The organism is Nocardia sp. NPDC055002 (genome assembly GCF_053608825.1).
The window spans coordinates 154123-177920 of sequence record NZ_JBSGWE010000010.1 but is presented as its reverse complement, the minus strand read 5'-3'; the positions used below and the strand labels follow the sequence as shown (position 1 = coordinate 177920).

Genomic DNA, 23798 nt, shown 5'->3' with positions numbered 1-23798 from the left:
GCTCACCGCTCGGTCAGGTGCACCTTGAACAGGATCGTCAGCTGAGTGACCGCCTGGTCGAACGGATGCGCCGACTTGAGCGCGCGGCTGTGCACGATCGTGCCCTCGATGGTGGTGAGCAGGAATCCGGCCAGCGACACCGCGGTCGACCGCTCGATCCCGGTGGCGACGATCCCGTCGGCGAGCCGGGCGGTCCATTCGGCGAACGCCTGGCCCGCGATGGACTGGACGGCGGGGTCGAGTTCGTCGAGAGCGGCCGCCATCATGAACGAGCCCGCGGTGTAGTCGGACTTCTCCAGCGGGGCGCGCCAGAACGCGAGCAGGTCGGTGAGCCACTGCTGGGCCGATGGCGCGGTCTGCAGGGCGTCCGCCATGGCACTCACATGCGAGTACACCAGGCGTGCCACGATCCGTGCCGCTGTCTGCACCAATTCGCCCTTCCCGGAAGGGAAGTGCTGGTACAGCGAGTTGCGTGAGGTTCTGCTGCGCTCGAGTAGTTCGCTGAGGGAGGACGCGTGCACGCCGTGTTCCTGGACGGTGCTGATCGTGTGCTCGATGAGTCGGGCGCGTGGTCCGGCGGCCATCCGATCTTCTCCTACCCCTTGATTGAACCGATCGGTTCATGTTAGACCTATTCCTACGTGAACCGATCGGTTCATATGGAGAGGATGTCATGCCCACCCCCATTGCCACCGCGGTTCCGGTCACCCACGCGGGAATTCTCGGCCTCGGCGTGTACCGCCCGCGCCGTGTTGTGCCCAACTCCGAGATCGTCGACGCGATCGAGTCCTCGGACGAGTGGATCAAGACACGTTCCGGGATCGCCGCCCGGCACTGGGCCGAGCCCGACGAGACGATCGTCTCGATGAGTGTCGCGGCTGCTCGGGACGCGCTCACGGCGTCCGGGGTGAGCGCCGAGCAGATCGACGCGGTGGTGCTGGCGACGTCGTCGCAGATGGTGCTCGGTCCGTCGGCGGGCGCGGTGGTGGCGACCGAACTCGGTATGCACGACACCGCCGCGTTCGATATCTCCGCGGGCTGCGCGGGCTTCTGCTACGCGTTGGCCGATGCGGCGAATCTGGTGCGCTCGGGTCAGGCGCGGCAGGTGCTGGTGATCGGCGTGGAGCGGTTGTCGGATCTGCTCGACACCACCGATCGCGGGTGCGCGTTCATCTTCGCCGACGGTGCCGGTGCGGTCGTCGTCGGGCCGGCCGAGCAGGAGGGCATCGGCCCGGTCGCGTGGGGATCGGATGGCGCGCGCACGTCGGCGATCAAGCAGGACAAGGACTTTCTGGAGTACTTCGCCGAAGTGGCCGCGGCAGAGGCCAGCGGAGGCACTTCACAACGTCCCTACATCCGGATGAACGGCACCGAGGTCTTCCGCTGGGCCGTCACGTTCTTGGAGAAGGCCTGTCGTGACGCGCTCGACCACGCGGGTCTCACGGCCGACGACCTCGACGCGTTCGTTCCGCACCAGGCCAATATCCGCATCACCGACGCGCTGGTCCGCACCCTCGGCCTGCCCGACACCGTCGCCGTCGCGCGCGACATCATCGAAACCGGCAACACCAGCGCCGCCTCCATCCCGATGGCCATGGAACAGCTCCTGCGCTCCGGCGCCGCCGACGCCGGCGACACCGCGCTGCTACTCGGCTTCGGCGCCGGTCTGGCCTACGCGGGCCAGGTCGTTCACCTGCCGCCGATCGCCTAGTCCACCAGCGCGCGCAGGTATCGCCGACGGTAGAGGCGCTGTGCGACGAGAAGTGCCGGGAAGAGGGAGCGCCATGGTCCGGCCGGTGCCGGTCTCGTCAGTGAACGCAGAGTCAGCGAGACGGTGCCGGTCGAATCCCGGTGCACGACGAAGGCTTCCTCGCCGCTGACCGGATGACCGGGCAGGGTGCCGTAGGCGAAGCCGCACCGGTTCTCGGTGTCGATAACGGCGACTACGCGAACCGGTTCGTGGACGGAGACAGGTCCGCATCCCGCGCTGATCCGGTACTCCGCGTCCGTCGACACCGTGGCATCGGGGGCAACTCTGAAACCGCTGCGGCGCTTGATACCCCACCGCAGCACGGATTCGGACGCGGCCGTCCATCGAGGCTCGCCGTGCCCGATCACCACGGTGGTGTCGAACCGGCGGAAGCCGGGAAATTCGCTGGTCCACAGATCGTCGGCGGGGCTGGTCGCGCCGGCTGGGGTGTAGGTGAGTCCCTGGTCCATGGTGTGACGATAGGCGTTGCTCAGGTCGTCACGCGTTCGCCTTCTCGCGCAGCGACCGCTGGGTGACCGGTACGGCGTAGGCCGCGCCGTCGCGGATGCCGAATTCGAAGCGGCAGGGGAACAGTGAGGGTAGGCCGGTCGCGCGTAGGTCGAAGTTCGCGGCGAGGGTTTGCATGGCCCAGTTCTGCAGCGAATCCGGGAGCTGCAGGGTGGTGCCGTCGACGCAGCACACATAGGCGTGGGTCTGTTCTCCGTCGACGGGCAGGGGGTTGCGCAGACCGACCGCGCCGATTTCCAGAATTCGTCCGGCGTTGTGGGAAGTAGCGACGCTCGGCAAATCCAACTCGATGTCGTCCATGCGGAAAACCGTAGCGCAGCAACTATTCAGGGAACACCTAAATCGCGTGGTCTTGACGAACTTCGCTGATGTCGCAAATGCGTGAAAGTGCGAGGTCTGTTCCCCGCGCCGCGGCGGAGCCCGGCGCACCGCGCGCCGGGCCCCGCCGTCGCGATGTCAGCCGATCGCGAAGCGCAGCAACGCCTGGCGATCGCCCTGCTTGATCTTGCCCTTGCGGTCGAGGACCTCCAGCTGCCACACCGGACCGTTGCGGAAGGTCCGCGCGATCGCGTTGGCGTTCTCCGCACCGAGCAGTGACGGCCAGATATCGGCGACAGGCTGGGTATCGCCGCCGGTGGCGTCGTAGATCTTGAACGAGACGTTGTTCGCCTTCTCGAAGGAACTGCCCTTCTTGAACGCGACGGCCACGAAGACGATGGAGTCGATCGCGGGGGGAACATTGGCGAACGTGACGTGCACGGTCTCGTCGTCGCCCGCGGCCGCACCGGTCTGCTCGTCGCCGGTGTGCAGCACCGATCCGTTGCCGAGCGGGTCGAGCGAATCCAGGCCGGCGAATCGCACCGGCTCAGCGCCCTGGAACAGCACGGCGATCAGGTCGAGGTCGACACCGCGCTTGCGCCGGGCCATTCCGAGAATTCCACCGCTGGAACCCGCCGACGGATCCCAGCTCACCCCCACGCTCATTTTGGTGATACCGGCGAGATCGGCCGCGCCGTCTTCCTTCTTGAGAGTAATCACGATTTTCAGGCTACGGACTTCGCCCGCCCCGTGCATGACGACGGAATACGCTCGTCAGCCGGAGTGGGTCGCGAGGTAGACGAGGGCCGTGACCGCCAGCGCGATCGCGCCGAGGATGCCGCCCGCGATCGTGTCGGCGCGATTGGTGGCCACACCGTTCTCGATCCGTTCCCAGCCGATGAACGCGGCGGCCACGGCGCCGATACCGGCTGGGGCGGCGACGAACTCGCTGACGACGGGAATGAACGAGACCGCGCAGGCGATGATGCCGAGCACCAACGACGCGAGGCCGACACCGTTGCGTGGCGGCGGAAGGGTCTCTGGACCGGGCATTGCCTGAGCGTAGTCCCGCCGCGGGGTGGGTGCTGGTCACGCCCGGTCACAAGCCCTCGGTCACAGCTTCGTCATGGTTGATCGAGCAGGGGCCGGGTACTCCATGAAAATGGCAGCCCTGCAGGGATTCATTTCAGCGTCCCGGTTTCCGGGCTGTGGAGTTCGAGAAGGGATAAGGTTTGTCGATTTCAGCTGACGAATCGAAAAGTCGAAACCCGAACAAAGGTTATGTAGCCCTGCTGGGCTGGAGTTTGAATGCGGTCGAGGCGGTTGACCGGTTCGACCGCCGCTATATCGTAGTTGCGCCCGAATGGGCGGAAAGTTATTGCACGGAGCACGACATACCCTATATTCCCTGGGATTTCGAGCGGCTCAACGATCGTTCGATGGAGATCGCCGAGACCCTGAAGAAAAAGGGGGTCGACGTCGCCATTCCGATCTTCGAGGAGACGGTGGAATGGGCCGGGGCGATCAACTCCGTCCTGCTCGACAATCCTCGCCTGCTCGGGCAGTCGATGCTGCTGCGTGACAAGTCGTTGATGAAGCGGCGCGCGCAGCTCGGCGGTATCCGGGTCGGAATCTTCGAAGAGGCGCACGAACGCGATGACGTGATCCGATTCCTGAAGCGGGTCAATCAAACCCTGCTGAAACTCGACGGTGATCCCAACGATCCGATTCACCTCAAGGCGTTCGACAAGGCGGGCTGCCTCGGTCACCGGATCATCCGGACCCCCGACGAGGTGGACTCCATCCCCGACGACGAGTTCCCGATGCTGATGGAATCACACCTGGACGGCTGGGAGTTCGCGGTCGAGGCCTGGGTCCACAACGGCCGCATCTGCTTCCTGAACATCTCGGAGTACGTGACGCTCGGATACTCGGTGTTCGTCCCCGCGACGCCGGAACTCGAGAAATATCGGCCCGAGATCACCCGGCAGGTCGAAAAGCTGATCAAGACTTTCGACATCGAGTTCGGCTTCATCCATCCCGAGTACTTCGTCACCAGCGACGGGGAAATGTATTTCGGCGAGGTCGCTTACCGGCCACCGGGTTTCAAGGTGTTCGAACTACTGGAACGGACCTACGGTTTCAACGCCTACCACGCACTGGTGCTGGCGTTCGACCCGAAGACCACCGACGAGGAGATCGACGCGTTCTTCCCGAAGGAAGTGGTGGATGCCACCGGCCATGCGGGGTGCTTCGGCGTGTATCCGCGGCGACGTGTGGTCAGCCGGCTGTCGGTGCCGCCCGAGACCGAGGATCACGATTACTTCGAGACGCACGAGCTCACCGCGCCGCAGGCCGAAAAGGTCACCAAACGAACCGCATTCGGTAATCACTGGGGTCTGCTCTATTTCTTCGGTGAGGACCCGTACACTCTGCGGGATCTGTTGAAGCGACAAGAAGAGCTCGACTTCTATATCTGATCCGTTGCCATGGCAACGGTGGGCGAAGGGATCGGCGATTGAGTCCGGACGGCCACGACGGGACGAGCCTGGACCGGCGCCTCGCCACGATGGACCACGCCACACAGTCCCTCGCGGACGCAGGCGATTTCGGCAAGCAGGTCAAGCTGCCCAGGGTCATGGACTCCCTGCGGCGGGTGCTTCTGCTGCCCGGCGGTTGCGCCGCGGTGCGCGAACGCGCCGAGAAGCTGGAGACCGCGGGCCTGTTCCTCGGCACGGATTGGGCACAACCGCAGATCCTCATCCCGGCGCTGAGTACCGGTGCGTTGCGCAGCGCCAACGCCGACACCATGGTGTTGGAGGCGGTGAGTGATCTGCGATTGCTCGCGGTGGCCAAGGGCGAATATCGGCACGCGCTGGTTTCGGCCGAACAGGCCGCTGATCATCTGTCGCAGGTACTCGCGGTGAATCTGTCGCTGCTGTTCTCCCCGCCCACCGAGGCCGAGCGGGAACAGCAGGGGCGGATGGCGCAGGTCTCGCGCGAGCTGCTGCACTATCTCGTCGCCGAGGTCGGGTACGAGAAGGTGCTCGAGAACCTGGTCGACGAGATCTGGCGCATCCTGCGGCAACGGCCGATCCAGGTCGACGGGGTCAAGCGGATGATCACCCAGATCGCCGTGGCCCGGGCGAATCCCGACGTGGATCTCGGCGCCAGCGGTCTGGGCGCCGACCGGCTGATCAGCAGCCTCTACGGGACCACCGAGGGGTGCAGGGAAGACCCCGGGGTCGAGGTCTACCGCGCGCGGCTGGAATCGATGGACGACAGTGCGTTGCAGTACGAGGCAACGGGATTCGCGCGGTCCATGCACGACACCGGGCTGGTCTCGCCGTATCACGCTGTGCTGCTGCGTTTTCTGCTCACCAAGGGTGCGTACCTGCTCGGCGAGGCGATGGGTCTGTCCAGCACCGGCCGCGACAGCCTGCTCTGCTATCACGAACTCGTCCACACCCTCATCGAGCAGGCCGTCCACGTCGAAACGGCGCAGTGCGTGTACGGACTCACCTTGCTGCTCGAACGCGGCATCCTCTATCAGCCGCCGGTCGCGCCCGCGCTGTGGCGTCAACTGGCACTGCGGCTTTCGCCGCACTCGCGTCGGCGGCTGACCCAGGTGTTCGGGCCGACGCCGGAACCGCGGGCGTGGTTGCTGTCGGGGATGCTGTCGGTTCTCGGCCTGCCGCTGGGAATCGGGCAGGGCGACAACCCCACCTGCCAATCGGCGCGGGCACTGTCGATGTGGGCCTACAACGACCCTGACTATCTGCTGCAGACGCTGGTGTGGGCCGCGCGCGACGACGAGATCGTCATGCACTTCGAAGGACAGCCGATCTCCTCGCGCGAGACCGGTGACACGGAATCGACCGCGCTGCAACTGGATCTGGACCCGGTATCGCTGCTGGTGGTACCGCACCTGGACCGGATCTACGCGGAGATGGGACGGCGCTGTATCGGCCGCGACGGCGATCCGCACCGCTGGATCAACCCGGAATTCCACGGCTGGTGGTCCGGACGCGGCTTCCGGATCAATGTCGACGTGGCCACCGGGCAGCTGACCGACCTCGACGAATTCCTGCGCCACTTCTACGCCGGGTACCACCCCTTCTACAACGGCAACCAGCCGGTGATCCACCCGCAGCCCGCCGGTATCGCCGTCACCGACAGCGCGGCCCGCTTCGTCGGCTGGCACGCGATCACCGTGCTGCGCGTCAGCCTCGACCCGCAGGATGTGATGCGGGTGTACTTCTACAACCCGAACAACGACAGCGGCCAGGACTGGGGCGACGGGGTCGTCGTCGGAACAGCCGGGCACGGTGAGCGTTTCGGTGAAGCGTCGCTGCCCTTCGAGCAATTCGCCTCGCGGCTCTACATCTTCCATTTCGATCCGCTCGAGCCGGGTGAGCTGGCCGCCGTCGAGCGCGCGGAGCTGGACCGGGTGATCGGCTATCTGCGGCGCAGTTGGGGTGCCGACCGCATGCCCGTGGAAACGGGTGCGGCCGAACAGGATTGATCACAGCAAACGTTCAGAGTCGAACGCTAGGGTGTGGGCGTCGGCGCGCTTCGTGCCGCGATGAGCAAGGGGATTCGATATGGGTGTCAGCTTGTCCAAGGGCGGCAATGTCTCACTGACCAAGGCGGCGCCGAACCTCACCGCCGTCGCGGTCGGCCTCGGCTGGGATCTGCGGACCACCACCGGCACCGACTTCGACCTCGACGCCAGCGCCATCGGCCTCGGCGCCGACAAGAAGGTGGTGTCGAGCGGGCACTTCGTCTTCTTCAACAACCTGAAGTCGCCCGAGGGCGCGATCGAGCACGCGGGCGACAACACCACCGGCGCCGGCGACGGTGACGACGAGACGATCAACGTCGACCTGGCCAACACCCCGGCCACGATCGACTCCATCGTGTTCCCGGTCTCGATCTACGACGCCGCCACCCGCAACCAGTCCTTCGGCCAGGTGCGCAACGCCTACATCCGCGTCCTCGACCGCAGCAACGGCGAGGAACTGGCGCGCTACGACCTCTCCGAGGACGCGTCCACCGAAACCGCCATGGTCTTCGGCGAGCTGTACCGCAACGGCGCCGAGTGGAAGTTCCGCGCCACCGGCCAGGGCTACGCCTCCGGCCTGGAAGGCATCGCCCGCGATTTCGGCGTCAACCTGTAGCGGGGCCGGTCAGCTGCGGACATTCCCGAAGGCCGGGAAGATACGCAGCTGACCAGCCGGCTTCTCAGCGTCCGGCTTCCGCGGTGCGATGTCACCCGACCGGCCCAATTCACCCGTGGTGGGTGAGGCGGTGGGTACCGCTGACAGCGAGCATCGAGTCGACGCGTCGACCGAGCTGAGGAGCTGATTCGCGATGGCACTGGACTACGACGATCGCACCGATTTCGAGAATGCTGATCGCGGGTTCATCAAGACCTTGACGCCCATGCGGATCGCCGAGGCCGACGGCACGGTCGTTTTCGACACCAGTGGGTACGGGTTCCTCGACGGGCCGTGTCCGGAAACGATCAACCCGAGTCTGTTCCGGCAGGCCCAGCTCTGTGTGAAGAACGGGCTGTTCGAGGTCGTGGACGGCATTTATCAGATCCGTGGTTTCGACATCTCCAATATGACGATCGTCGAGGGCGATACGGGCATCATCGTGATCGATCCGCTCATCTCGGCCGAGTGCGCGGCGGCCGGGTTGGCGTTGTATCGCGAGGAGCGCGGCGATCGGCCCGTCACCGGTGTCATCTATACCCACTCCCACGGCGACCACTTCGGCGGTGTCGACGGCGTGCTGCCCGACGGTCGTGGTGACGTGCCGATTCTCGCGCCCGCCGGTTTCATGGCGGAGGCCGTGTCGGAGAACGTCTACGCGGGTGTCGCGATGACGCGACGCGGCACCTATATGTACGGCATGGGGATGACGCCCGGACCCGAAGGCCAGTGCGGCACCGGGCTGGGCATTCAGGCCTCCCATGGCACGTTCGGCCTGATCCCGCCGACCGTCGACATCACCCACACCGGCCAGCAGGAGACCGTCGACGGGGTCCCGATCGTCTTCCAGATGACGCCGGGCACCGAAGCGCCCGCGGAGATGAACTTCTATTTCCCCCGCCACCGCGCACTCTGTCTCGCTGAGAACGCGACCCACAATCTGCACAACCTGCTGACCCTGCGCGGCGCCCAGGTGCGCGATCCGCGGATCTGGTCGCGCTACATCGACGAGGCGATCGAGATGTTCGCCGTCGACGCCGACGTCGCGTTCGCCTCGCACCACTGGCCCACCTGGGGTGCGGAGAACATCATGGAATTCCTGGCGCTGCAGCGCGACCTGTACATGTACCTGCACGACCAGACCCTGCGGATGATGAACGAGGGACTCAACGGCCCGGAGATCGCCGAACAGTTCGAGTTGTCGCCGAACCTGGCCGACGCGTGGAGCGCCCGTGGCTATTACGGGTCGGTGAGCCACAACGTCAAGGCGGTCTACCAACGCTATCTCGGCTGGTTCGACGGGAACCCGACCTCGCTCTGGGAGCACCCGCGTACGGCGAAAGCGGTCCGGTACGTCGAGACCATCGGCGGCATCGACGCGGTGATCGAGAAGGGACGTGCCTACGCCGACTCGGGCGATCTGCGCTTCGCCGCTGAGCTGCTCACCCACGCCGTGTTCGCCGAACCGGACAACGAAGCCGCGAAAGACGCCCTCGCCCAGACCTATCGAACACTCGGCTTCGGTGCGGAGAACGCCACCTGGCGCTGCTTCTACCTCACCGGCGACAACGAATTGCGGCACGGAATCCAACGGACCGAGCTCGACCTCGGCGGCGGGATGGCGGCGGCACTGTCGGTGGAGCAGCTGTTCGACTCGATCGCCATCCGGGTGAACGGCCCACGCGCGGCGCAGGATTCGTTCCGGATCGAATGGCATTTCACCGACCAGGACTCCGTCGTGCGTCTCACCCTGTCCAATGGTGTTCTCATCCAGACACCGGACCCACGGTCCAAGGCCGACATCGACCTCACCCTCACTCTCACCAAGCCACAACTGCTCGGCATCCTCGCCGGCAAGGGCCTGGACGGGATCGACCACACCGGCGACCCCGGCGTCCTCCAGCGGCTGTTCGGCCTCCTGGACACCCCCGACCCGAACTTCGCGGTCGTGACACCGTAACCGTGCGGCGATGCGGCCGCGCCGGCCCCGGGCGCGGCCGCATCGCCGGTCAGAGGTGTGCGTTCCATTCGTCCAAGACTGCCGAGAGCTCTCGGTCATAGCGTTGCTGCATGGCAACAACACGAACTTCCCCCGGACGCGCGGAAGCTGACCAGCTCCTGGCCGTTCTCGACCAGTGGCAGGTGGCGATCGTCGCCAACGACGCGGACCAAATCGGTTCCTACATGGCCGACGAGTGGATCATGGTCTCCGAGAACGGCATAACCACCGCCGAACAGTTCCTGGCCTTCGTCCGGTCGGGCGATCTCACGCACTCGGCGATGGAGCGCGTCGGTGAGCCCCGAATCCGCTACCACGGCGAACTCGCCCTCCTGAGCACCCGGGTCACCAATACCGCCCATTACCAAGGCATTCGATTCGACGCCGACGAATGGACCACCGACGCCTTCATCCACACCGACGGCCGGTGGCGCTGTCTGCTGACCCAGATCACCGCCACCAAGAAGTAGTGTTCGCGCGGGAGATCAGGCGGGCGGGGTGGCCATGAGGGCTCGGACGTGGCCGAGGACGTCGGGGTATCTGCGCAGGTGCGCGCCGCCGTTGAGATCGATGGTCGAGCCGGTCATCCAGGTGGCCTTGTCCGAAGCGAGGAAGGCGGCCATGTCGGCGATCTCCTCGGGACGGCCGCTGCGGCCGAGCGGGGCGTTCTCCAGGTAGTCCTCGGTCAGGCCGGGGACGAAGGCGATGCCGGCAACCAGGGGAGTGTCGACGAGGCCGGGGGAGATGGCGTTCACGCGGACCCGGCGATCGGCCAGCTCCAGCGCCGCGACCTCCACCAGCATCAGCACGCCTGCCTTCGCGGCGCAGTACGCGGCCATTCCGGTGCCGGGCTGGCGTCCGTTGAGCGAGGCGATGCAGGTGATGCTGCCGCCGTCGGCGATGCGGCGGGCCGCGTGCTTGAGCACGAGAAAGGTTCCGGTCAGGCAGACGTCGAGGGTGAGCTGCCAGTTCGCGAGCTCGAGGTCGGTGATCGGGCCGGTCATCGACAGGCCCGCGCAGCTGACCACGGCGTGCACGTCGTCGAGGTCCGCGAATCCGGCCGCGACGGACGCTTCGTCGGTGACGTCCATCCGGATGCTGGAGGCGGACCCGCCGATGGCTGTCGCGGCCTCGGCGGCCGCACTGTCGTTGACGTCGGCGACGATCACCCGGAAACCGTCGGCGGTGAGGGCGTGCGCGGTGGCCAGGCCGATGCCCGACGCGCCACCGATCACGATGGCGGTGCGCTGGTCTGTGGTCATGGTGCTCCTCGCGGCTGCGGACCTGCCCAGTAGACAGATTCTGGAAACTGTCCAGCGATCGTAGACACATTCTCGAAGATGTCTACTCCGTTGGTAGGATTCGTCCGTACCAGGACTGATCAGCCGTTCGGGAGGTGGGCCACGTGGTCGAAACGCAGGCGGTGACCGTCGGGGACAGGCTGATCGATGCGGCCCAGAAGATGCTGGCCCGCAAAGGGATTCGATCCACGACGATGATCGAGATCGCCGAGGAAGCGGGGGTGTCGCGCGCCTGGCTCTACCGGCACTTCCCCGACAAGACCGCGCTGCTCGGCGCCGCGATCGTTCGGCTCAACGACGCGCTGTGGACCGGGTCCCGCGCCGAACTCGATGTTCTCGGCACCTTCGGCGAACAACTCGCGGCAGGCGTGCGCATCGGCCGGGGAGCCTACGACGCCCCCGGTGCGCTGATCATGCGTCTGCGGCGCGACGAACCCGACGAATTCGCGCTGTGCACCGGTGCCGGCGTTTCGGGCCTCGTCCCCGATCTGGCCGACTTCTGGCTGCCCTACGTCGAAGCGGCCCTCGCGCGCGGCGAGATCCATCCCGGCCACGACCGCACCGAGGTCGCCGAATGGGTTGCGCGTGTACTGATCAGCCTCGGGACCGTCCCCGGTGAAACCGTCGACGTCGACGACAACGCCGCGGTGCTGCGCTACCTCCGTCGCTACCTACTCCCTGGACTGACCACCGACCCGATTGCGGGATAAGCCGTCTCACGCACGTCGATGACGCTCAGGCTCGGTCGGGGGTTCCAGGTGGAGACGGCCCAGATGACGATGAGGTCGATGACGATGATGATCACCGACCACCACGGGTAGTACGGCAGCGACAGGAAATTGGCGATGATCGACAGGACGGCCAGGCAGTAGGCGAAGATCCGGGCCCAGGTCGCGGTCAGCATCATGCCGATGGCCACCGCCACGAGGAATACCCCCAGCGCCAGGTGGATCCAGCCCCAGCTGCTGACGTCGAGCTCGTAGCTGTATTCGCTCGGGATCAGGAATAGCTCGTCCTTGGTGACGCCGGCGATACCGCGCAGGATGCTCAGCGTGCCTGCCACCAGGAGCATGATCGCCGCGAGCATGGTGATGCCTGCCGCGAGACCCTGGCGGACGGGGTGCGAGGTGATCGTCATGGATTCGACGGTAGGGGCTGTCGGGGACGATCCGGATCCCCCGTTCTGGGTGAGGTGGAGCGGCTCGGACGGATTCACCCGATTCGGATGATGTGGACGGCCGGGGTTCTTCGCGACGATGGCGGCAAGGGTCGAACCGTGACCGCCGCCCGGTGGACACGCATCACAGAAGTGAGGGTCGAATCATGTCGTCGGTGTGGGACGTTCTCTGGGTCATCATTGTGAGCTTCTGCTTTGTCGCCTACCTGATGTTGATGTTCTACCTGCTCACCGATCTTTTCCGTGACCGGTCCACCTCGGGCTGGGTGAAAGCGGTGTGGGTGGTGTGTTTGATCCTGTTCCCGCTGCTCACCGGACTGGTGTATCTGATCTTCCGCGGTAGCGGCATGGCGGAACGAACCGCCGAAGCGCAGAAGCAGGCGCGCACGGAGGCCGACGATTACATCAGGCAGGCCGCGGGCACGAACTCCGCCGCCCAGATCGCCGACGGGAAGAAGCTGCTCGACGCCGGGGCCATCACCGAGGCGGAATTCCAGCAGCTCAAGGCCAAGGCCCTCGCCTGACATCCGCGCACGACTGCGCGATCCGGCGTCGCTCACAGACAGGAACACCATCTGATGACCAGTCAGCAGGAAGCCTCGGCCAGCGTCGAAGCCGATAACGAGACGTTGCTGCGCTCGCTACCGTTCGAAGACACCCAGGATTTCGCCGATGCCGAGCGCGGGTTCGTCGCGGCGCTGACGCCGGGGGTGGTGAAGAACGCCGCGGGCAAGGTGGTGTGGGACATCGACGCCTACTCGTTCCTCGACGGCGAGTGCCCGCCCACGGTGAACCCGAGTCTGTGGCGGCAGTCGCAACTGTGTGTGAAGCAAGGCCTGTACGAGGTCACCGACGGCATCTTCCAGATCCGCGCATTCGATCTGTCCAACATGACGCTGGTCGAAGGTGACGCCGGCGTGATCGTGATCGATCCGCTGATCTCGGAGGAGACCGCCGCCGCCGGGCTCGCGCTGTACCGCGAGCATCGTGGCGACCGCCCGGTGGCCGGGGTGATCTATTCGCATTCCCACATCGACCATTTCGGCGGTGTGAAAGGGGTGACCACCGAAGCAGAGGTCGCGGCGGGGCGTTGCCCGATCATCGCGCCGGTCGGCTTCACCGAACACGCGGTCGAGGAGAACGTGTACGCGGGCACCGCGATGGCGCGCCGCTCGGCGTACATGTACGGCGCCGCACTTCCTCGTGGGCCGAAGGGGGCGGTCGGTGCCGGTCTCGGGCCGACCAATTCGCTCGGCACCCCGACCTTGATCTCGCCGACGGTCTACATCGACCACACCGGGCAGACCGTGACGGTGGACGGGGTGAGCATCGAATTCCAGATGACGCCGGGCACGGAGGCGCCCTCGGAGATGAACTTCTACTTCCCCGATCGGCGGGCGCTGTGCATGGCCGAGAACGCCACCCACACCCTGCACAATCTGCTGACATTGCGTGGTGCGCTGGTTCGCGATCCGCACGTGTGGTCGAAATACCTCACACAGGCGATCAACCGATACGCCGCCCGCACCGATGTCGTGTTCGCCTCGCACCATTGGCCGACCTGGGGAACCGACCGGCTGACCGAGTTCCTCTCGGTCCAGCGTGATCTCTACGGCTACCTCCACGACCAGACGTTGCGGGCATTGAACAAGGGCTCCACCGGCATCGAGATCGCCGAGGACCTGCCCTTGCCGCCGGCCGTCGTGAACTCGTGGTCGACCCACGGCTATTACGGGTCGGTGAGCCACAATGTCAAAGCGATCTACCAGCGATACATGGGCTGGTTCGACGGCAATCCCGCCACGCTGTGGCAGCACCCGCCGGTCGCGAACGCCCGCCGCCATGTCGAATTCATGGGCGGTGCCGACGAAGCCGTCGCCAAGGCGCGAAAGTCCTACGACGAGGGCGACTTCCGCTGGGTGGCCCAGGTGCTCAACTACGTCATCTTCGCCGACCCCGACAATGCCGAGGCGAAAGCGCTACAGGCCGACACGCTCGAACAGCTCGGCTTCGGCGCGGAGAACGGCACCTGGCGCAACTTCTTCCTGATGGGCGCCTACGAATTACGCAACGGCAATGTCGGTACTCCGCTGGCGACGTCCTCGGCCGACATTTCCGCCGCCCTGTCCGTGGAGCAGGTGTTCGACGCGATGGCGCTGCGCGTCGACGGCCCGCGCGCGTGGGACGCGACGATCGTCATCGACTGGCGCACCACCGATTCCGGCACGGTGCACCGCACCGAACTGCGCAACGGAGTGCTCGTGCACTTCGACGTCGAAGGCGAGCCCCCGCCCGCCCAGGCGACGTTCACGCTCACCGAAGCGGACCTGCGCGCGGCACTGCTCGGTGGCCAGGATCTGGCGACGATGATCGGCGACGGTCGCGTCACCGCCGAGGGTGATCCCGCCAAGCTGGCCGAACTGGTCGGCTACCTCGACGCCCCCGACCCGGATTTCGCGATCGTAACCCCCTGATCCACCGGTCCGCCGTCGAAGGAGCCGCGCACCGAGAGCGGAGGTCGTGACGTATGCCTGCCGTGCTGAGCTTTCTTGTCCCGCAGGAGCAACGTCGATCGCTGGACGAGCTGACCGACAAGCTGGATCTGTCGGTGGGCCAGGTCGCGTCGAAGCGGTCGGCGTTCTGGATCATGCTGGTGATGTCGGCGGTGATCGCTATTTCGGGGGTCATCGGCGATTCCACCGCGACGGTGATCGGCGCGATGATCGTCGCGCCGCTGTCGATACCGATCCTGGGTGTCGCGTTGGGCGTGGTGACCGGTCGCGGGCCGTTGCTCGGCCGGAGTCTGCTGCTGGTCCTGTCGGGGATCGTGGTGGTGGTCGCGCTGGGGTTCCTCTTCGCGCAGGTGCTGCCCAATCCGGTGAATGTGCTGTCCAACGCCCAGGTCGTCGGGCGGACCTCGCCGAAATTGATGGACCTGACCGCGGCGATAGCGACCGGCATCGTCGCGGCGATCGCGATCACCCGGCGTGACGTGGGCGATGTGCTGCCCGGGGTGGCGATCGCGATCTCGCTGGTGCCGCCGCTCGGGGTGGTGGGGGTGTGCCTGGGATCGCATGCGCCCGCGCTCGCCGGTGGCGCGTTCGTGCTGTTCGCGTCGAATGTGGTCGCGATGATCATCACGTCGACGATCGTGCTGCTCATCGCCGGGTACGCGCGCGAGGCCGATCCGGCGACGATGCGGCGGGGCCGGGCCTACCTGGTGCTCGGCGCGGCGCTGGTGCTGGTGGCGATCCCGATGATGCTCAACTCGCTGTCGACCCTGTGGGCCGGTCAGATCGCCGACGCGGCCGGCGACTGGCTCCGGGACACACCGGACGCACAGGTCATGGATGTCACCCTGCACAGCGATATCGCGACCGTCTCGGTGCTCGGTCCCGCGCAGTTGCCGCCGCGCGAGGAGTTGCAGCGGAAGGTGGACGAGCTCGTGCCGTGGGACCCGAAGCTGGTCATCATCCACACGGTCGGCGGTCGCGTGCAGTGAGCACAGCGCGACGCCCCCGGCACCGTGGCCGGGGGCGTCGTTCACCGGAAAATCAGCTGAGCAGTTTGGCTTTCGCGGCGGCGAATTCGGCGTCCGACAACGCGCCCGCGGAATGCAGCTCGGCCAATTTGCCGAGCTGGGCGACGGTGTCGTTGCCCGCACTCGGCGCGGCGGGCGGCGGGGGAGCCGGTTGCTGCGGCGGAGGCGGCGCCTGCTGTTGGGCGTAGGCCTGTTGTTCGGCCGCCCGCTGCGCGCCGCGCCGGTTGACCGCGTTCGAGGTGGCGGTCGCGGTTCCCGCGACGACCGCGGTTCTGGCGATGGTGCCGATCAGTCCCGGTCGCCCGACGCGACCCCTGCGAAGTGGCATATCGATTCCTTCCTAGGCGAGGGCGAGCGCGGCGTCGACGGCATCGCGCGGTACCTGCACGTGCAGCGCGACCTCGCCGTCGGCCGCGCGCACGGCGCTTGCCAGGCGCAGTGCCCACGTTTCCTCGAAAACGATGACGACAGCGGTCGTTCCCGGTTCCATCGACGCGCGGACCACATCGAGGTCGTCGTCGCTGACGAGGTCGATGTCGGCGGCCGTCAGACCCGTCAGACCCACCACGGCGATGTCGTCGTCGATCTCGCGTTCGGTGATCGCGCCCGCGTCGTCCATGGACAGCACGATCAGATCGAGCAGCGTGACCGTGCCTTTCGCGACGATCTCGGCCAGTGCCGCAGACACCGATTCGTCGATCTCGGTGCCGGGAAAAGTGAGCACAAGGAATTCGACCGGTCCGAGCGTTGCTGGTGATCCCATGGGCCGAATCATGCCGTCGGTGAGTGCCCGGCTGCTTCACCCGAATCGGATGAAAACAGGCGCGCGCAGTTCACCCGGAAAGTGTGAGGCGCGCCGGGACCGGCCCGCTTAGCGTCGTGGCATGGGCTCAGTAATCGGCGGTCTCCTGCCACTGGCGGTGGGTGTGGCGGTCTCGCCGATCCCGATCATCGCCGCCATTCTGATGATCTTGTCGAAGAACGCGGGCGGTGCCGCGAAGGGCTTCGCCGTGGGGTGGGTGGCCGGCATCCTCGTCGTGACCGGCGTGATGACCTTGCTCGCCGGGACACTGGGCGGCACGGACAGCGAACCGTCGACCGGCGCCTCGATCGTGAAGATCATTCTCGGCATCGCGCTGGTGGTCCTGGCGGTGATCCAGTGGCAGGAACGGTCGCAGACCGAGGTGCCCGGCTGGATGAAGGCGATCGACACGCTCACGCCGGTGAAGGCGCTGGGGCTGGGGGCGCTGCTGTCGGGCGTCAATCCGAAGAATCTGCTGCTGTGTGTGTCGGCGGGTGTCGCGATCGGGGCAGGCGGTCTGAGCGCGGGGGGCGACCTGGTCGCGATCGTGGTGTTCACCTTGCTCGCCTCGGTCACCGTGCTGGCGGTGGTCGTGGGGTACATGCTCGCGGCCGACAAACTCGGTCCGATGCTCGACAGCCTGCGGGAGTGGTTGCAGCTCAACAACCATGCGGTGATGGCGATCGTGCTGTTGATCATGGGCTCCGTGGTCGTCGGCAAGGGCATCGGCGGGCTGTAGCGAGGAGGAATCGTGGCGCTGTCGATACCGGTGTTCGAGTCACTGCACGGCTATCGGCGGGCCTGGCTGCGACCGGATGTGATCGCCGGTCTCACGGTGTGGGCGGTACTCGTGCCCGAAGCGCTGGCCTACGCGTCGATCGCCGGGGTGCCGCCGGTGGTCGGGCTCTACGCGGCGGTGCCGTCACTGGTGCTCTACGCGCTGGCAGGCAGTTCGCGGCACCTGGTGGTCGGCCCGATGTCGGCGACCGCGGCACTGTCGGCGGCGATCATCGCCCCGCTCGCGGGTGCCGACAACGGCCGCTACATCGCGTTGACAGCCGCACTCGCCATCGCAACCGGCCTGGTCGGTCTGCTCGCCGGTCTCATCCGGCTCGGCTTCATCGCCGCGTTCATCTCCGAACCGGTGCTCAAGGGCTTCATCGTCGGACTTGCCCTGGTCATCATCATCGGGCAGGTGCCCAAGTTGCTCGGCGTCGACAAACACGACGGCAACTTCTTCCGGCAGGCGTGGGGCATCATCACCGAGCTGGGCCATGCCCAGTGGCGCACTGTGACGGTCGGCCTGATCAGCCTCGCGCTGGTGCTCGCATTGCGCCGCTGGCTGCCGTTCGTTCCCGGCGCGTTGGTGGCTGTGGGGTTCGGCATCGTGGTCGTGACGTTGTTCGGACTCGACGACGAAGGTGTCTCGATCGTCGGTCATATCGACGCGGGACTGCCCACACTCGGCCTGCCGTCGGCGGTGTCGTTCGGTGACTACCTCGATCTGCTCGGTCCCGCCGTCGGAGTGTTGCTGATCGGCTTCGCCGAGGGTCTCGGCGCCGCGAAAACCTATGCGGCCAAGGCGGGTTATCCCATCGACGCGAATCGGGAGCTGTTCGGGCTCGGCGCCGCCAATCTCGGCGCGGGGCTGAGTTCGGGGATGGTCGTCAACGGCAGTTTGTCGAAGACGGCGGTCAACGGTGGGGCGGGGGCGAAAACCCAGCTCAGCGGGCTTGTCGTGGCCGGGCTCACCGTCATCACTCTGCTCTTCCTGACCGGGTTGTTCGAGAAACTGCCGGAGGCCACTTTGGCGGCGGTCGTGATCGCGGCCGTCATCGAACTGGTAGACATCGCCGCCCTGCGCCGCCTCTACCGGGTCTGGACCCACATGCTCGCCAGCATCTACGGCAGGGCGGCACGCGCCGACTTCCTGGCCGCGATGGCCGCGATGCTGGGCGTACTGATCTTCGATACGCTGCCGGGTCTGCTCATCGGTATCGGCGTGTCGATGCTGCTGCTGGTGTACCGGGCTTCGCAACCGCATGTGGCCGAGCTCGGCAAGGAAGGGTCGTTGTGGGTGGCCGCCGTCCGGCACCCGGACGCGGCGACGCGCCCAGATCTGCTGGTCGTGCGGGTGGAATCGGGGTTGTTCTTCGCCAACTCCGATTATGTGAAAGACCAGATCGAAGGGCTGTGCACCGACCGCACCCGGATGGTCGTCCTCGACGCCGAGACCTCGCCCTCGGTCGACGTGACCGCCGCGGCGATGCTGCTCGCCCTGCGTGACACGCTGGCCGCCCGGCGCATCGGGTTCGCGATCGCGCGACCGGTCGCCCAGTTCGGTGACGCCCTCGGCTCGGCCGAACACGGTGATGTCCCGGTCCCGATCTATCCCACCGTCGCCGCCGCGGCCGCGGCACTGTCCGGCTCATGACCATGCTCGCCTGCCGAAAGGAACTCAGATGAACGGCATTCTGGTCGCTCTCGTCGGAGCGCTGTTGTGCTTCTACGGGATTCGCTCGGTCCACCTGGGCTTGCTCGCGATCGGGTTCGGTCTCGGCTGGCTGATCGCGGACCTGTTCAACGCGAGCTTCTGGTGGCTGTTGCTGGCCGCGCTGATCGGCGCGGTGTCGGTCTGGGTGGTCACCTCGCTGGTGCTCCGTTTCGCCTCGTATTTCATCGGCGGTCTGACCGGCGTGATGATCGGTACAAAGCTGGCGACGGTGTTGCAGCCCGGTGACAAGAACGTCGCCTTGAGCATGATCGTCGCGCTCGCGGTCGGCGTGTCGGGCGCGTTCCTGGCACAGAAGTTCCGGGCTCGCGCACTGCTGTGGTTGACCTCGATCGGCGGCGCCAGCATGGTCTGTAGCGGTGTCGCGCTGTTCAGCGACTCGCTGTCGTTCCTGCGCGACCCCGAGCCAGGCTGGCAGCAGGTCACCGCCACCCTGGCCTGGGTGGGTCTGTCGATCCTCGGCTGGATCACCCAGCGCCACCTGTTCGCCGAGAAGCTGGGCATCCAGCACCTGGTCGGTGACGACGACGAGCCGGACATGAGAGACCGCAACGGCGGCTGGCCCACGAGGTGACCAGCCGGCGGTCGGCACCACCGGCTGGTCGAACCCGGATCAGTGGGCGGTGCCGCCCGTGGCCGGGGTGCGGCCGTGCTTCATCACCAGGGCGAGGATGAGGGCGACGGCCGAGGCCGCCGCGCAGACCCAGAAACCCAGTTGGTAGCCACGATCACCGAACAGGTCGGGCAGCGGGGTGGCCGGTTGGTCCTGGCCGCCGACGCTCACCAGGGCGCTCATGCCGTTGCTGTGCAGGAACGCGGTGACGATCGCGAGACCGATCGCGACACCCATGGACTGCATAACGCCGAGCATGCCCATGCTGACGCCCTGTTGTTCCTGCGGAACCGCCTCCACCAGCAGGATCGGCATACAGGCGTAGTACATGCCGAAGCCGATGCTGAAGATCGAGTTCACGATCAGGAAGTTGGTGGTGGTCAGCGGCAGGACCGCGAAGGCGACGGCCGCGGTGGCGAAGATGACAAGTGCCGCGACGAGCGGCAACCGGGCACCGACCCGCCTGGCGAGCAGACCGGCGACCGCGCCGAAGATCATCGTGATCACCGAACCGAGCAGCGCGATCCGGACGGCGAACTCGAGCAGGGTGTATCCGCTGCCGTAGGTGTAGCCGGGATCGAGCGTCACCTGCACGGCCTCGATCGGCAGTGCCTGACCCGTCAGCTGCTGGATCTGGGCCAGGGTGCCCTGCGCAACACCGTCGACGACGGTCGACTCCGGCGGGGTCTGGGACATGTAGGCGATGGCGTAGGACACGATGCCGATCTGCAGCGACGCGAAGAGCGCACCGGCCAGCACCAGCGCCACGCGGGGGTGGAACAGCAGCTGCATGTCCATGATCGGTGTGGTGGCCCGCTTCTCGACGAGGACGAACAGCACCAGCAGCAACAGGCCCGCGATCAGCCAGGCCAGCGTGGTCGGCTTCGACCAACCCCAGTCGTGGCCCTTGTCGACGTAGATCAAGGTGAGTGCGGCACCACCGGCGAGCAGTGCGGCGCCGACGATGTCGATGCGCTCGGTGACCCGCAGCTTGGACTCGGGCACGATGAACCACACCAGCGGCAACATCACCACAGTGAACGCCCCCAGTACCCAGAAGATGGCACGCCAGCTGTGGTTGTCGACGAGGTAGCCGCCGAGCAGCGGGCCCGCGATGGAGGCGACGCCGAAGCCGGTCGCGGTGAGACCGAGGGCGAGCGGAACCATCTTGCGCGGCATCAGATCCCGGATGAGACCGTAGGCGATCACCGCGGTCGCGATGGCGGTGGCTTGCAGGCAGCGACCGAACAGGAACACACCCCAGTTCGAGGTGGTCGCGTCGAGTACGCAGCCGATCACGAACAGGGCGCCGCAGATGAGGAACATCCGCTTCTTGCCCCAGACATCACTCATCTTGCCGATCAACGGAGACGCGGCCGCGCCGATCAAACCGAAAACGATGATGGCCCAGTTGATGTTGGCCCCGACGCCGGGGAAGCTCGGTGCGATCTTCTGTAGGGCCGCCGCGACGATCGTGTACTGCATCGGGGCGATCTCGGAGAAGAGCACGATCACGGCTAGGACCGTGAAAATTCTTGCGCGCGAAGCACCTTCGAGTCTTCCGGTGTCATTGGTGTCGTCTGGCTTGATGGTACTGGTGGACATGGCCACGCTCCGTTGTTCGAGCTGATAGAAATTTCGAGCTAGTAGATGTAGGCGGTGTGGGGAAGGTCGGTGACGGAAGTTCCGGCCCGCACGATGAATTCGCCGGGTTCGCTCTCCCAGCCGCTCGTGCCCCAGTGCTGGAAGGCGCGAGCGGGTAGGTCGATCGACACCGTGTGAGTCTCGCCGGGGGCGAGGCTGATGGTGGTGAAACCGGCGAGCCAGCGAACCGGACGGTCGATTGCGCTGTCCGGGCGCGAGAGATACACCTGGACAACCTGTTTGCCGGTTCGCTTACCGGTATTGGTCACCGTCAGCGCGACGGTGCGGCCCTCGACGGTGAGATCGCTGGTCTCCCAGGTGGTGTAGCCCAGACCGTGACCGAACGGGTAGGCGGGTTCGATGTCTGCCTTCAGCCACGCGCGGTAGCCGATGTGGATGCCCTCGGCGTAGTCGAGCACGCCGTCGACGGGGGTGGTGTCGAGCACGGGGACGTCGGCCATGGTCTTCGGCCACGTGGTCGGCAGTCGGCCGCCGGGTTCGGCGGTGCCGGTGAGGACATCGGCCAACGCCGCGCCGAACTCCTGGCCGGGGAACCAGGCGAGCAGCACGGCGGCGACATCGTCGCGCCACGGCATCTCCACCGGCGCACCGGAGTTCACCACGACCACCGTGCGGGGGTTCACGGCGGCGATCGCCGAGACCAGCTCGTCCTGGCGGCCGGGCAGCCGCAGCGAGGTGCGGTCGACGCCTTCGCTCTCGATCTGCTCGGTGGTGCCGACCACGACAACGGCCACCTCGGCGGCCGCTGCCTGTGCGACCGCGGCCGCGAACTCTTCGTCGTCGGCGCGCTGGGGACGGCGGATACCGAGCGTCGCGCCGAGGATGATGCCGAGGCCGGGCATCGCTTCCTCGATGCTGGTCACCACCTGGACATCGACCTCCTCGCCGACGGCGAGCACGCGCGTGACGTGGCGTTGCGGCGGGTTGAGCAGTGCGGCGGCCGGGTCGCCACCGTCGAGCACCATGTTCTCGTCGAGCACGGTCTCGCCGTCGAGGTCGAGCCGGATGTGACCGACCCCGCCGAAACCGATCTGCCATTCTCCGGCCATGTCGGCGCGCAGGCGCGTGTGCAGCTCGATCGTGTTCGACCGCGCCGCGAGTTCATCGCCGAGTAGGACGAGTCGGCTCGTGGTCCGGTGTTGGGTACCGAGCTCGGTCTCGTCCTTGAAATAGCGGGCCGACAAGCCGGGCTCGCCGGTTTCGGGGTCGGTCATGAGGGCGAGCGGGGCCGGGATCAGCGCCTCGGACAGGTGGACGCCCGCGGTGTGTGTCAGCGGTCGTCGGCCGGTGAGACCTTCGACGGGCGTCGTCGTGTGGCCCGGGATGACGGTGGCGCTACCGCCGCCGAGGAACCGGGGTTCCCCCGCCGACGGGCCGAGCAGGGCGACACCGGTTTCCGGTGCGAGCGGGAGGATTCCGTCGTTGCGCACCAGGACCATCGCCTCGGCGGCGACCCGGCGAACCAGGTCCTGTGCCTGCTCGTCACTGAAAACCGGTGTGGGCTGGGGTGTTCCGTCGAGCGCGCCGACGCGGTGTGCGAATCGCAGGATGCGGCGGACTTTGTCGTCGATCACGGATTCGGCGATCTCGCCTGAGCGAACCTTCGCGGCCAGCGGCTCACCCCACAGGTACCAGGGCCCCGGCATGCACAGGTCGGTGCCGTTGGCCGCGCTCTCGGTGCTGCGGACCGCGGTCCAGTCCGAGACGACGACACCGTCGAATCCCCACGCGCCCTTGAGTGGTTCGTCGAGCAGCGGGTTCTCGGTCATGGTCGTGCCGTTGACCGAGTTGTAGGCGTCCATGAGCATCCACGCGCCCGCTTCCACGGTGCGTTCGAAGGGGTAGAGGTACAGCTCGTGCAGCGCGCGGTCGCCGACCCGCACGTCGACGGTGAAGCGGTCGGTCTCGGAGTCGTTGGCCACGTAGTGCTTCGGGCACGCGCTGACCCCGTGCGCCTGCACCGATCGCACGGAGGCGCCGGCCATCTCGGCGGTGAGCAGCGGGTCCTCGGAAAAGCATTCGAAGTGCCTGCCGCCCAACGGCGAACGATGCAGGTTCATCGTCGGGCCGAGGACCGCGTAGACGTCCTTGCGGCGCGCTTCGGCGGCGATGAGGGCTCCGATCTCGGTGAGGAGTTCGGGATCCCAGGTCGCGGCGACCGCGGTGCCGGAAGGCAGGCTGACCGAGGGATCGCGCTCGTCCCAGTTCTCGCCACGCACCCCGGAGGGGCCGTCGGACACCGGCATCTCGGCGAGTCCGATCGCGGGGTCACCGGCCATCCGGAACAGGCCTGCGCCGGAGATCAGCCGGAGCTTGCCCTCCAGATCCAGCTCGGCGAGTAGCTCCTTGATGCGGTCTTCCATGAAGAGGCAG

The 23798-nt window shown here is 66.6% G+C and carries 24 protein-coding genes; 13 read left to right on the top strand and 11 right to left on the bottom strand.

Annotated features, from left to right (window positions below; genetic code table 11):
• Nucleotides 1-2: 2 nt before the first annotated feature.
• Nucleotides 3-584: a TetR/AcrR family transcriptional regulator gene (locus tag ACWF99_RS30595; protein ID WP_378663813.1), complete on the bottom strand. Its 582-nt coding sequence runs from the start codon at nt 582-584 to the stop codon at nt 3-5.
• Nucleotides 585-673: 89 nt separating this feature from the next.
• Between ACWF99_RS30595 and ACWF99_RS30590 the strand changes: the two genes are divergently transcribed.
• Nucleotides 674-1711: a beta-ketoacyl-ACP synthase III gene (locus ACWF99_RS30590; protein WP_378639267.1), complete on the top strand. Its 1038-nt coding sequence runs from the start codon at nt 674-676 to the stop codon at nt 1709-1711.
• On the opposite strand, the gene ACWF99_RS30585 is transcribed toward ACWF99_RS30590, so the two are convergent.
• From ACWF99_RS30585 to ACWF99_RS30570, 4 genes are all read right to left on the bottom strand, one after another.
• On the bottom strand, nt 1708-2220 hold the full coding sequence (locus ACWF99_RS30585; RefSeq protein WP_452538075.1) for a DUF1990 family protein: 513 nt from the start codon (nt 2218-2220) through the stop codon (nt 1708-1710). The two genes, ACWF99_RS30590 and ACWF99_RS30585, sit on opposite strands and share 4 nt — an antisense overlap.
• A gap of 28 nt (nt 2221-2248) precedes the next feature.
• Nucleotides 2249-2578, bottom strand: a complete 330-nt coding sequence (locus tag ACWF99_RS30580; protein ID WP_378639262.1) for a hypothetical protein — start codon at nt 2576-2578, stop codon at nt 2249-2251.
• Nucleotides 2579-2734: 156 nt separating this feature from the next.
• A complete protein-coding gene (locus ACWF99_RS30575) occupies nt 2735-3316 on the bottom strand; it encodes a TerD family protein (protein WP_378629622.1) in 582 nt (193 codons plus the stop codon).
• A 54-nt stretch (nt 3317-3370) separates the two neighbouring features.
• Nucleotides 3371-3649: a hypothetical protein gene (locus ACWF99_RS30570; protein WP_378629624.1), complete on the bottom strand. Its 279-nt coding sequence runs from the start codon at nt 3647-3649 to the stop codon at nt 3371-3373.
• Nucleotides 3650-4035: 386 nt separating this feature from the next.
• On the opposite strand from ACWF99_RS30570, the gene ACWF99_RS30565 reads away from it, so the two are divergent.
• From ACWF99_RS30565 to ACWF99_RS30545, 5 genes are all read left to right on the top strand, one after another.
• A complete protein-coding gene (locus ACWF99_RS30565) occupies nt 4036-5076 on the top strand; it encodes an ATP-grasp domain-containing protein (RefSeq protein ID WP_378629625.1) in 1041 nt (346 codons plus the stop codon).
• A gap of 89 nt (nt 5077-5165) precedes the next feature.
• Entirely contained in the window at nt 5166-7121 is a 1956-nt protein-coding gene (locus tag ACWF99_RS30560) for a hypothetical protein (RefSeq protein WP_378663888.1), read from the top strand.
• Between the two features lie 79 nt (nt 7122-7200).
• Entirely contained in the window at nt 7201-7776 is a 576-nt protein-coding gene (locus ACWF99_RS30555) for a TerD family protein (RefSeq protein WP_067457219.1), read from the top strand.
• 193 nt (nt 7777-7969) lie between these two features.
• Nucleotides 7970-9775 (top strand): alkyl/aryl-sulfatase, encoded by a 1806-nt coding sequence (locus tag ACWF99_RS30550; protein ID WP_452538074.1) that lies wholly within the window; start codon nt 7970-7972, stop codon nt 9773-9775.
• A gap of 110 nt (nt 9776-9885) precedes the next feature.
• A complete protein-coding gene (locus tag ACWF99_RS30545; protein ID WP_452538073.1) occupies nt 9886-10284 on the top strand; it encodes a nuclear transport factor 2 family protein in 399 nt (132 codons plus the stop codon).
• Between the two features lie 15 nt (nt 10285-10299).
• On the opposite strand, the gene ACWF99_RS30540 is transcribed toward ACWF99_RS30545, so the two are convergent.
• Complete coding sequence (locus tag ACWF99_RS30540) at nt 10300-11076, bottom strand: SDR family NAD(P)-dependent oxidoreductase (RefSeq protein ID WP_452538072.1); 777 nt, start codon at nt 11074-11076, stop codon at nt 10300-10302.
• A gap of 143 nt (nt 11077-11219) precedes the next feature.
• On the opposite strand from ACWF99_RS30540, the gene ACWF99_RS30535 reads away from it, so the two are divergent.
• Nucleotides 11220-11825, top strand: a complete 606-nt coding sequence (locus tag ACWF99_RS30535; protein ID WP_378629632.1) for a TetR/AcrR family transcriptional regulator — start codon at nt 11220-11222, stop codon at nt 11823-11825.
• Here the strand turns inward: ACWF99_RS30535 and ACWF99_RS30530 are convergent.
• Nucleotides 11783-12253: a DUF7144 family membrane protein gene (locus ACWF99_RS30530; RefSeq protein WP_378629633.1), complete on the bottom strand. Its 471-nt coding sequence runs from the start codon at nt 12251-12253 to the stop codon at nt 11783-11785. The genes ACWF99_RS30535 and ACWF99_RS30530 overlap by 43 nt on opposite strands.
• Nucleotides 12254-12438: 185 nt before the next feature.
• Here ACWF99_RS30530 and ACWF99_RS30525 point away from each other — a divergent pair, with 185 nt between their 5' ends.
• From ACWF99_RS30525 to ACWF99_RS30515, 3 genes are read left to right on the top strand one after another with little or no spacing between them, the layout of a single operon-like run.
• Nucleotides 12439-12816, top strand: coding sequence for an SHOCT domain-containing protein (locus tag ACWF99_RS30525; RefSeq protein ID WP_378629635.1), 378 nt, complete (start codon nt 12439-12441; stop codon nt 12814-12816).
• 54 nt (nt 12817-12870) lie between these two features.
• Nucleotides 12871-14766 carry an alkyl/aryl-sulfatase gene (locus tag ACWF99_RS30520; RefSeq protein ID WP_378629636.1) on the top strand — a complete coding sequence of 632 codons (1896 nt, stop codon included), beginning with the start codon at nt 12871-12873 and terminating at the stop codon, nt 14764-14766.
• 53 nt (nt 14767-14819) lie between these two features.
• The gene (locus tag ACWF99_RS30515; protein WP_452538071.1) at nt 14820-15794 is read left to right on the top strand and encodes a DUF389 domain-containing protein; all 975 of its coding nucleotides are present in this window, start codon (nt 14820-14822) and stop codon (nt 15792-15794) included.
• A gap of 52 nt (nt 15795-15846) precedes the next feature.
• On the opposite strand, the gene ACWF99_RS30510 is transcribed toward ACWF99_RS30515, so the two are convergent.
• The gene (locus ACWF99_RS30510) at nt 15847-16161 is read right to left on the bottom strand and encodes an SHOCT domain-containing protein (RefSeq protein ID WP_378629643.1); all 315 of its coding nucleotides are present in this window, start codon (nt 16159-16161) and stop codon (nt 15847-15849) included.
• A 12-nt stretch (nt 16162-16173) separates the two neighbouring features.
• A complete protein-coding gene (locus tag ACWF99_RS30505; RefSeq protein ID WP_378629646.1) occupies nt 16174-16596 on the bottom strand; it encodes a DUF6325 family protein in 423 nt (140 codons plus the stop codon).
• A 121-nt stretch (nt 16597-16717) separates the two neighbouring features.
• Here ACWF99_RS30505 and ACWF99_RS30500 point away from each other — a divergent pair, with 121 nt between their 5' ends.
• From ACWF99_RS30500 to ACWF99_RS30490, 3 genes are read left to right on the top strand one after another with little or no spacing between them, the layout of a single operon-like run.
• Complete coding sequence (locus ACWF99_RS30500) at nt 16718-17374, top strand: GAP family protein (RefSeq protein ID WP_378629647.1); 657 nt, start codon at nt 16718-16720, stop codon at nt 17372-17374.
• A 12-nt stretch (nt 17375-17386) separates the two neighbouring features.
• The gene (locus tag ACWF99_RS30495) at nt 17387-19069 is read left to right on the top strand and encodes a SulP family inorganic anion transporter (protein WP_452538070.1); all 1683 of its coding nucleotides are present in this window, start codon (nt 17387-17389) and stop codon (nt 19067-19069) included.
• A 28-nt stretch (nt 19070-19097) separates the two neighbouring features.
• Nucleotides 19098-19721: a DUF4203 domain-containing protein gene (locus ACWF99_RS30490; RefSeq protein ID WP_452538069.1), complete on the top strand. Its 624-nt coding sequence runs from the start codon at nt 19098-19100 to the stop codon at nt 19719-19721.
• A 39-nt stretch (nt 19722-19760) separates the two neighbouring features.
• Here ACWF99_RS30490 and ACWF99_RS30485 read toward each other — a convergent pair whose 3' ends face one another.
• Nucleotides 19761-21275 (bottom strand): MFS transporter, encoded by a 1515-nt coding sequence (locus tag ACWF99_RS30485; protein WP_452538068.1) that lies wholly within the window; start codon nt 21273-21275, stop codon nt 19761-19763.
• Between the two features lie 128 nt (nt 21276-21403).
• The gene (locus ACWF99_RS30480; protein ID WP_452538067.1) at nt 21404-23788 is read right to left on the bottom strand and encodes a beta-glucosidase; all 2385 of its coding nucleotides are present in this window, start codon (nt 23786-23788) and stop codon (nt 21404-21406) included.
• Between the last annotated feature and the right edge of the window lie 10 nt (nt 23789-23798).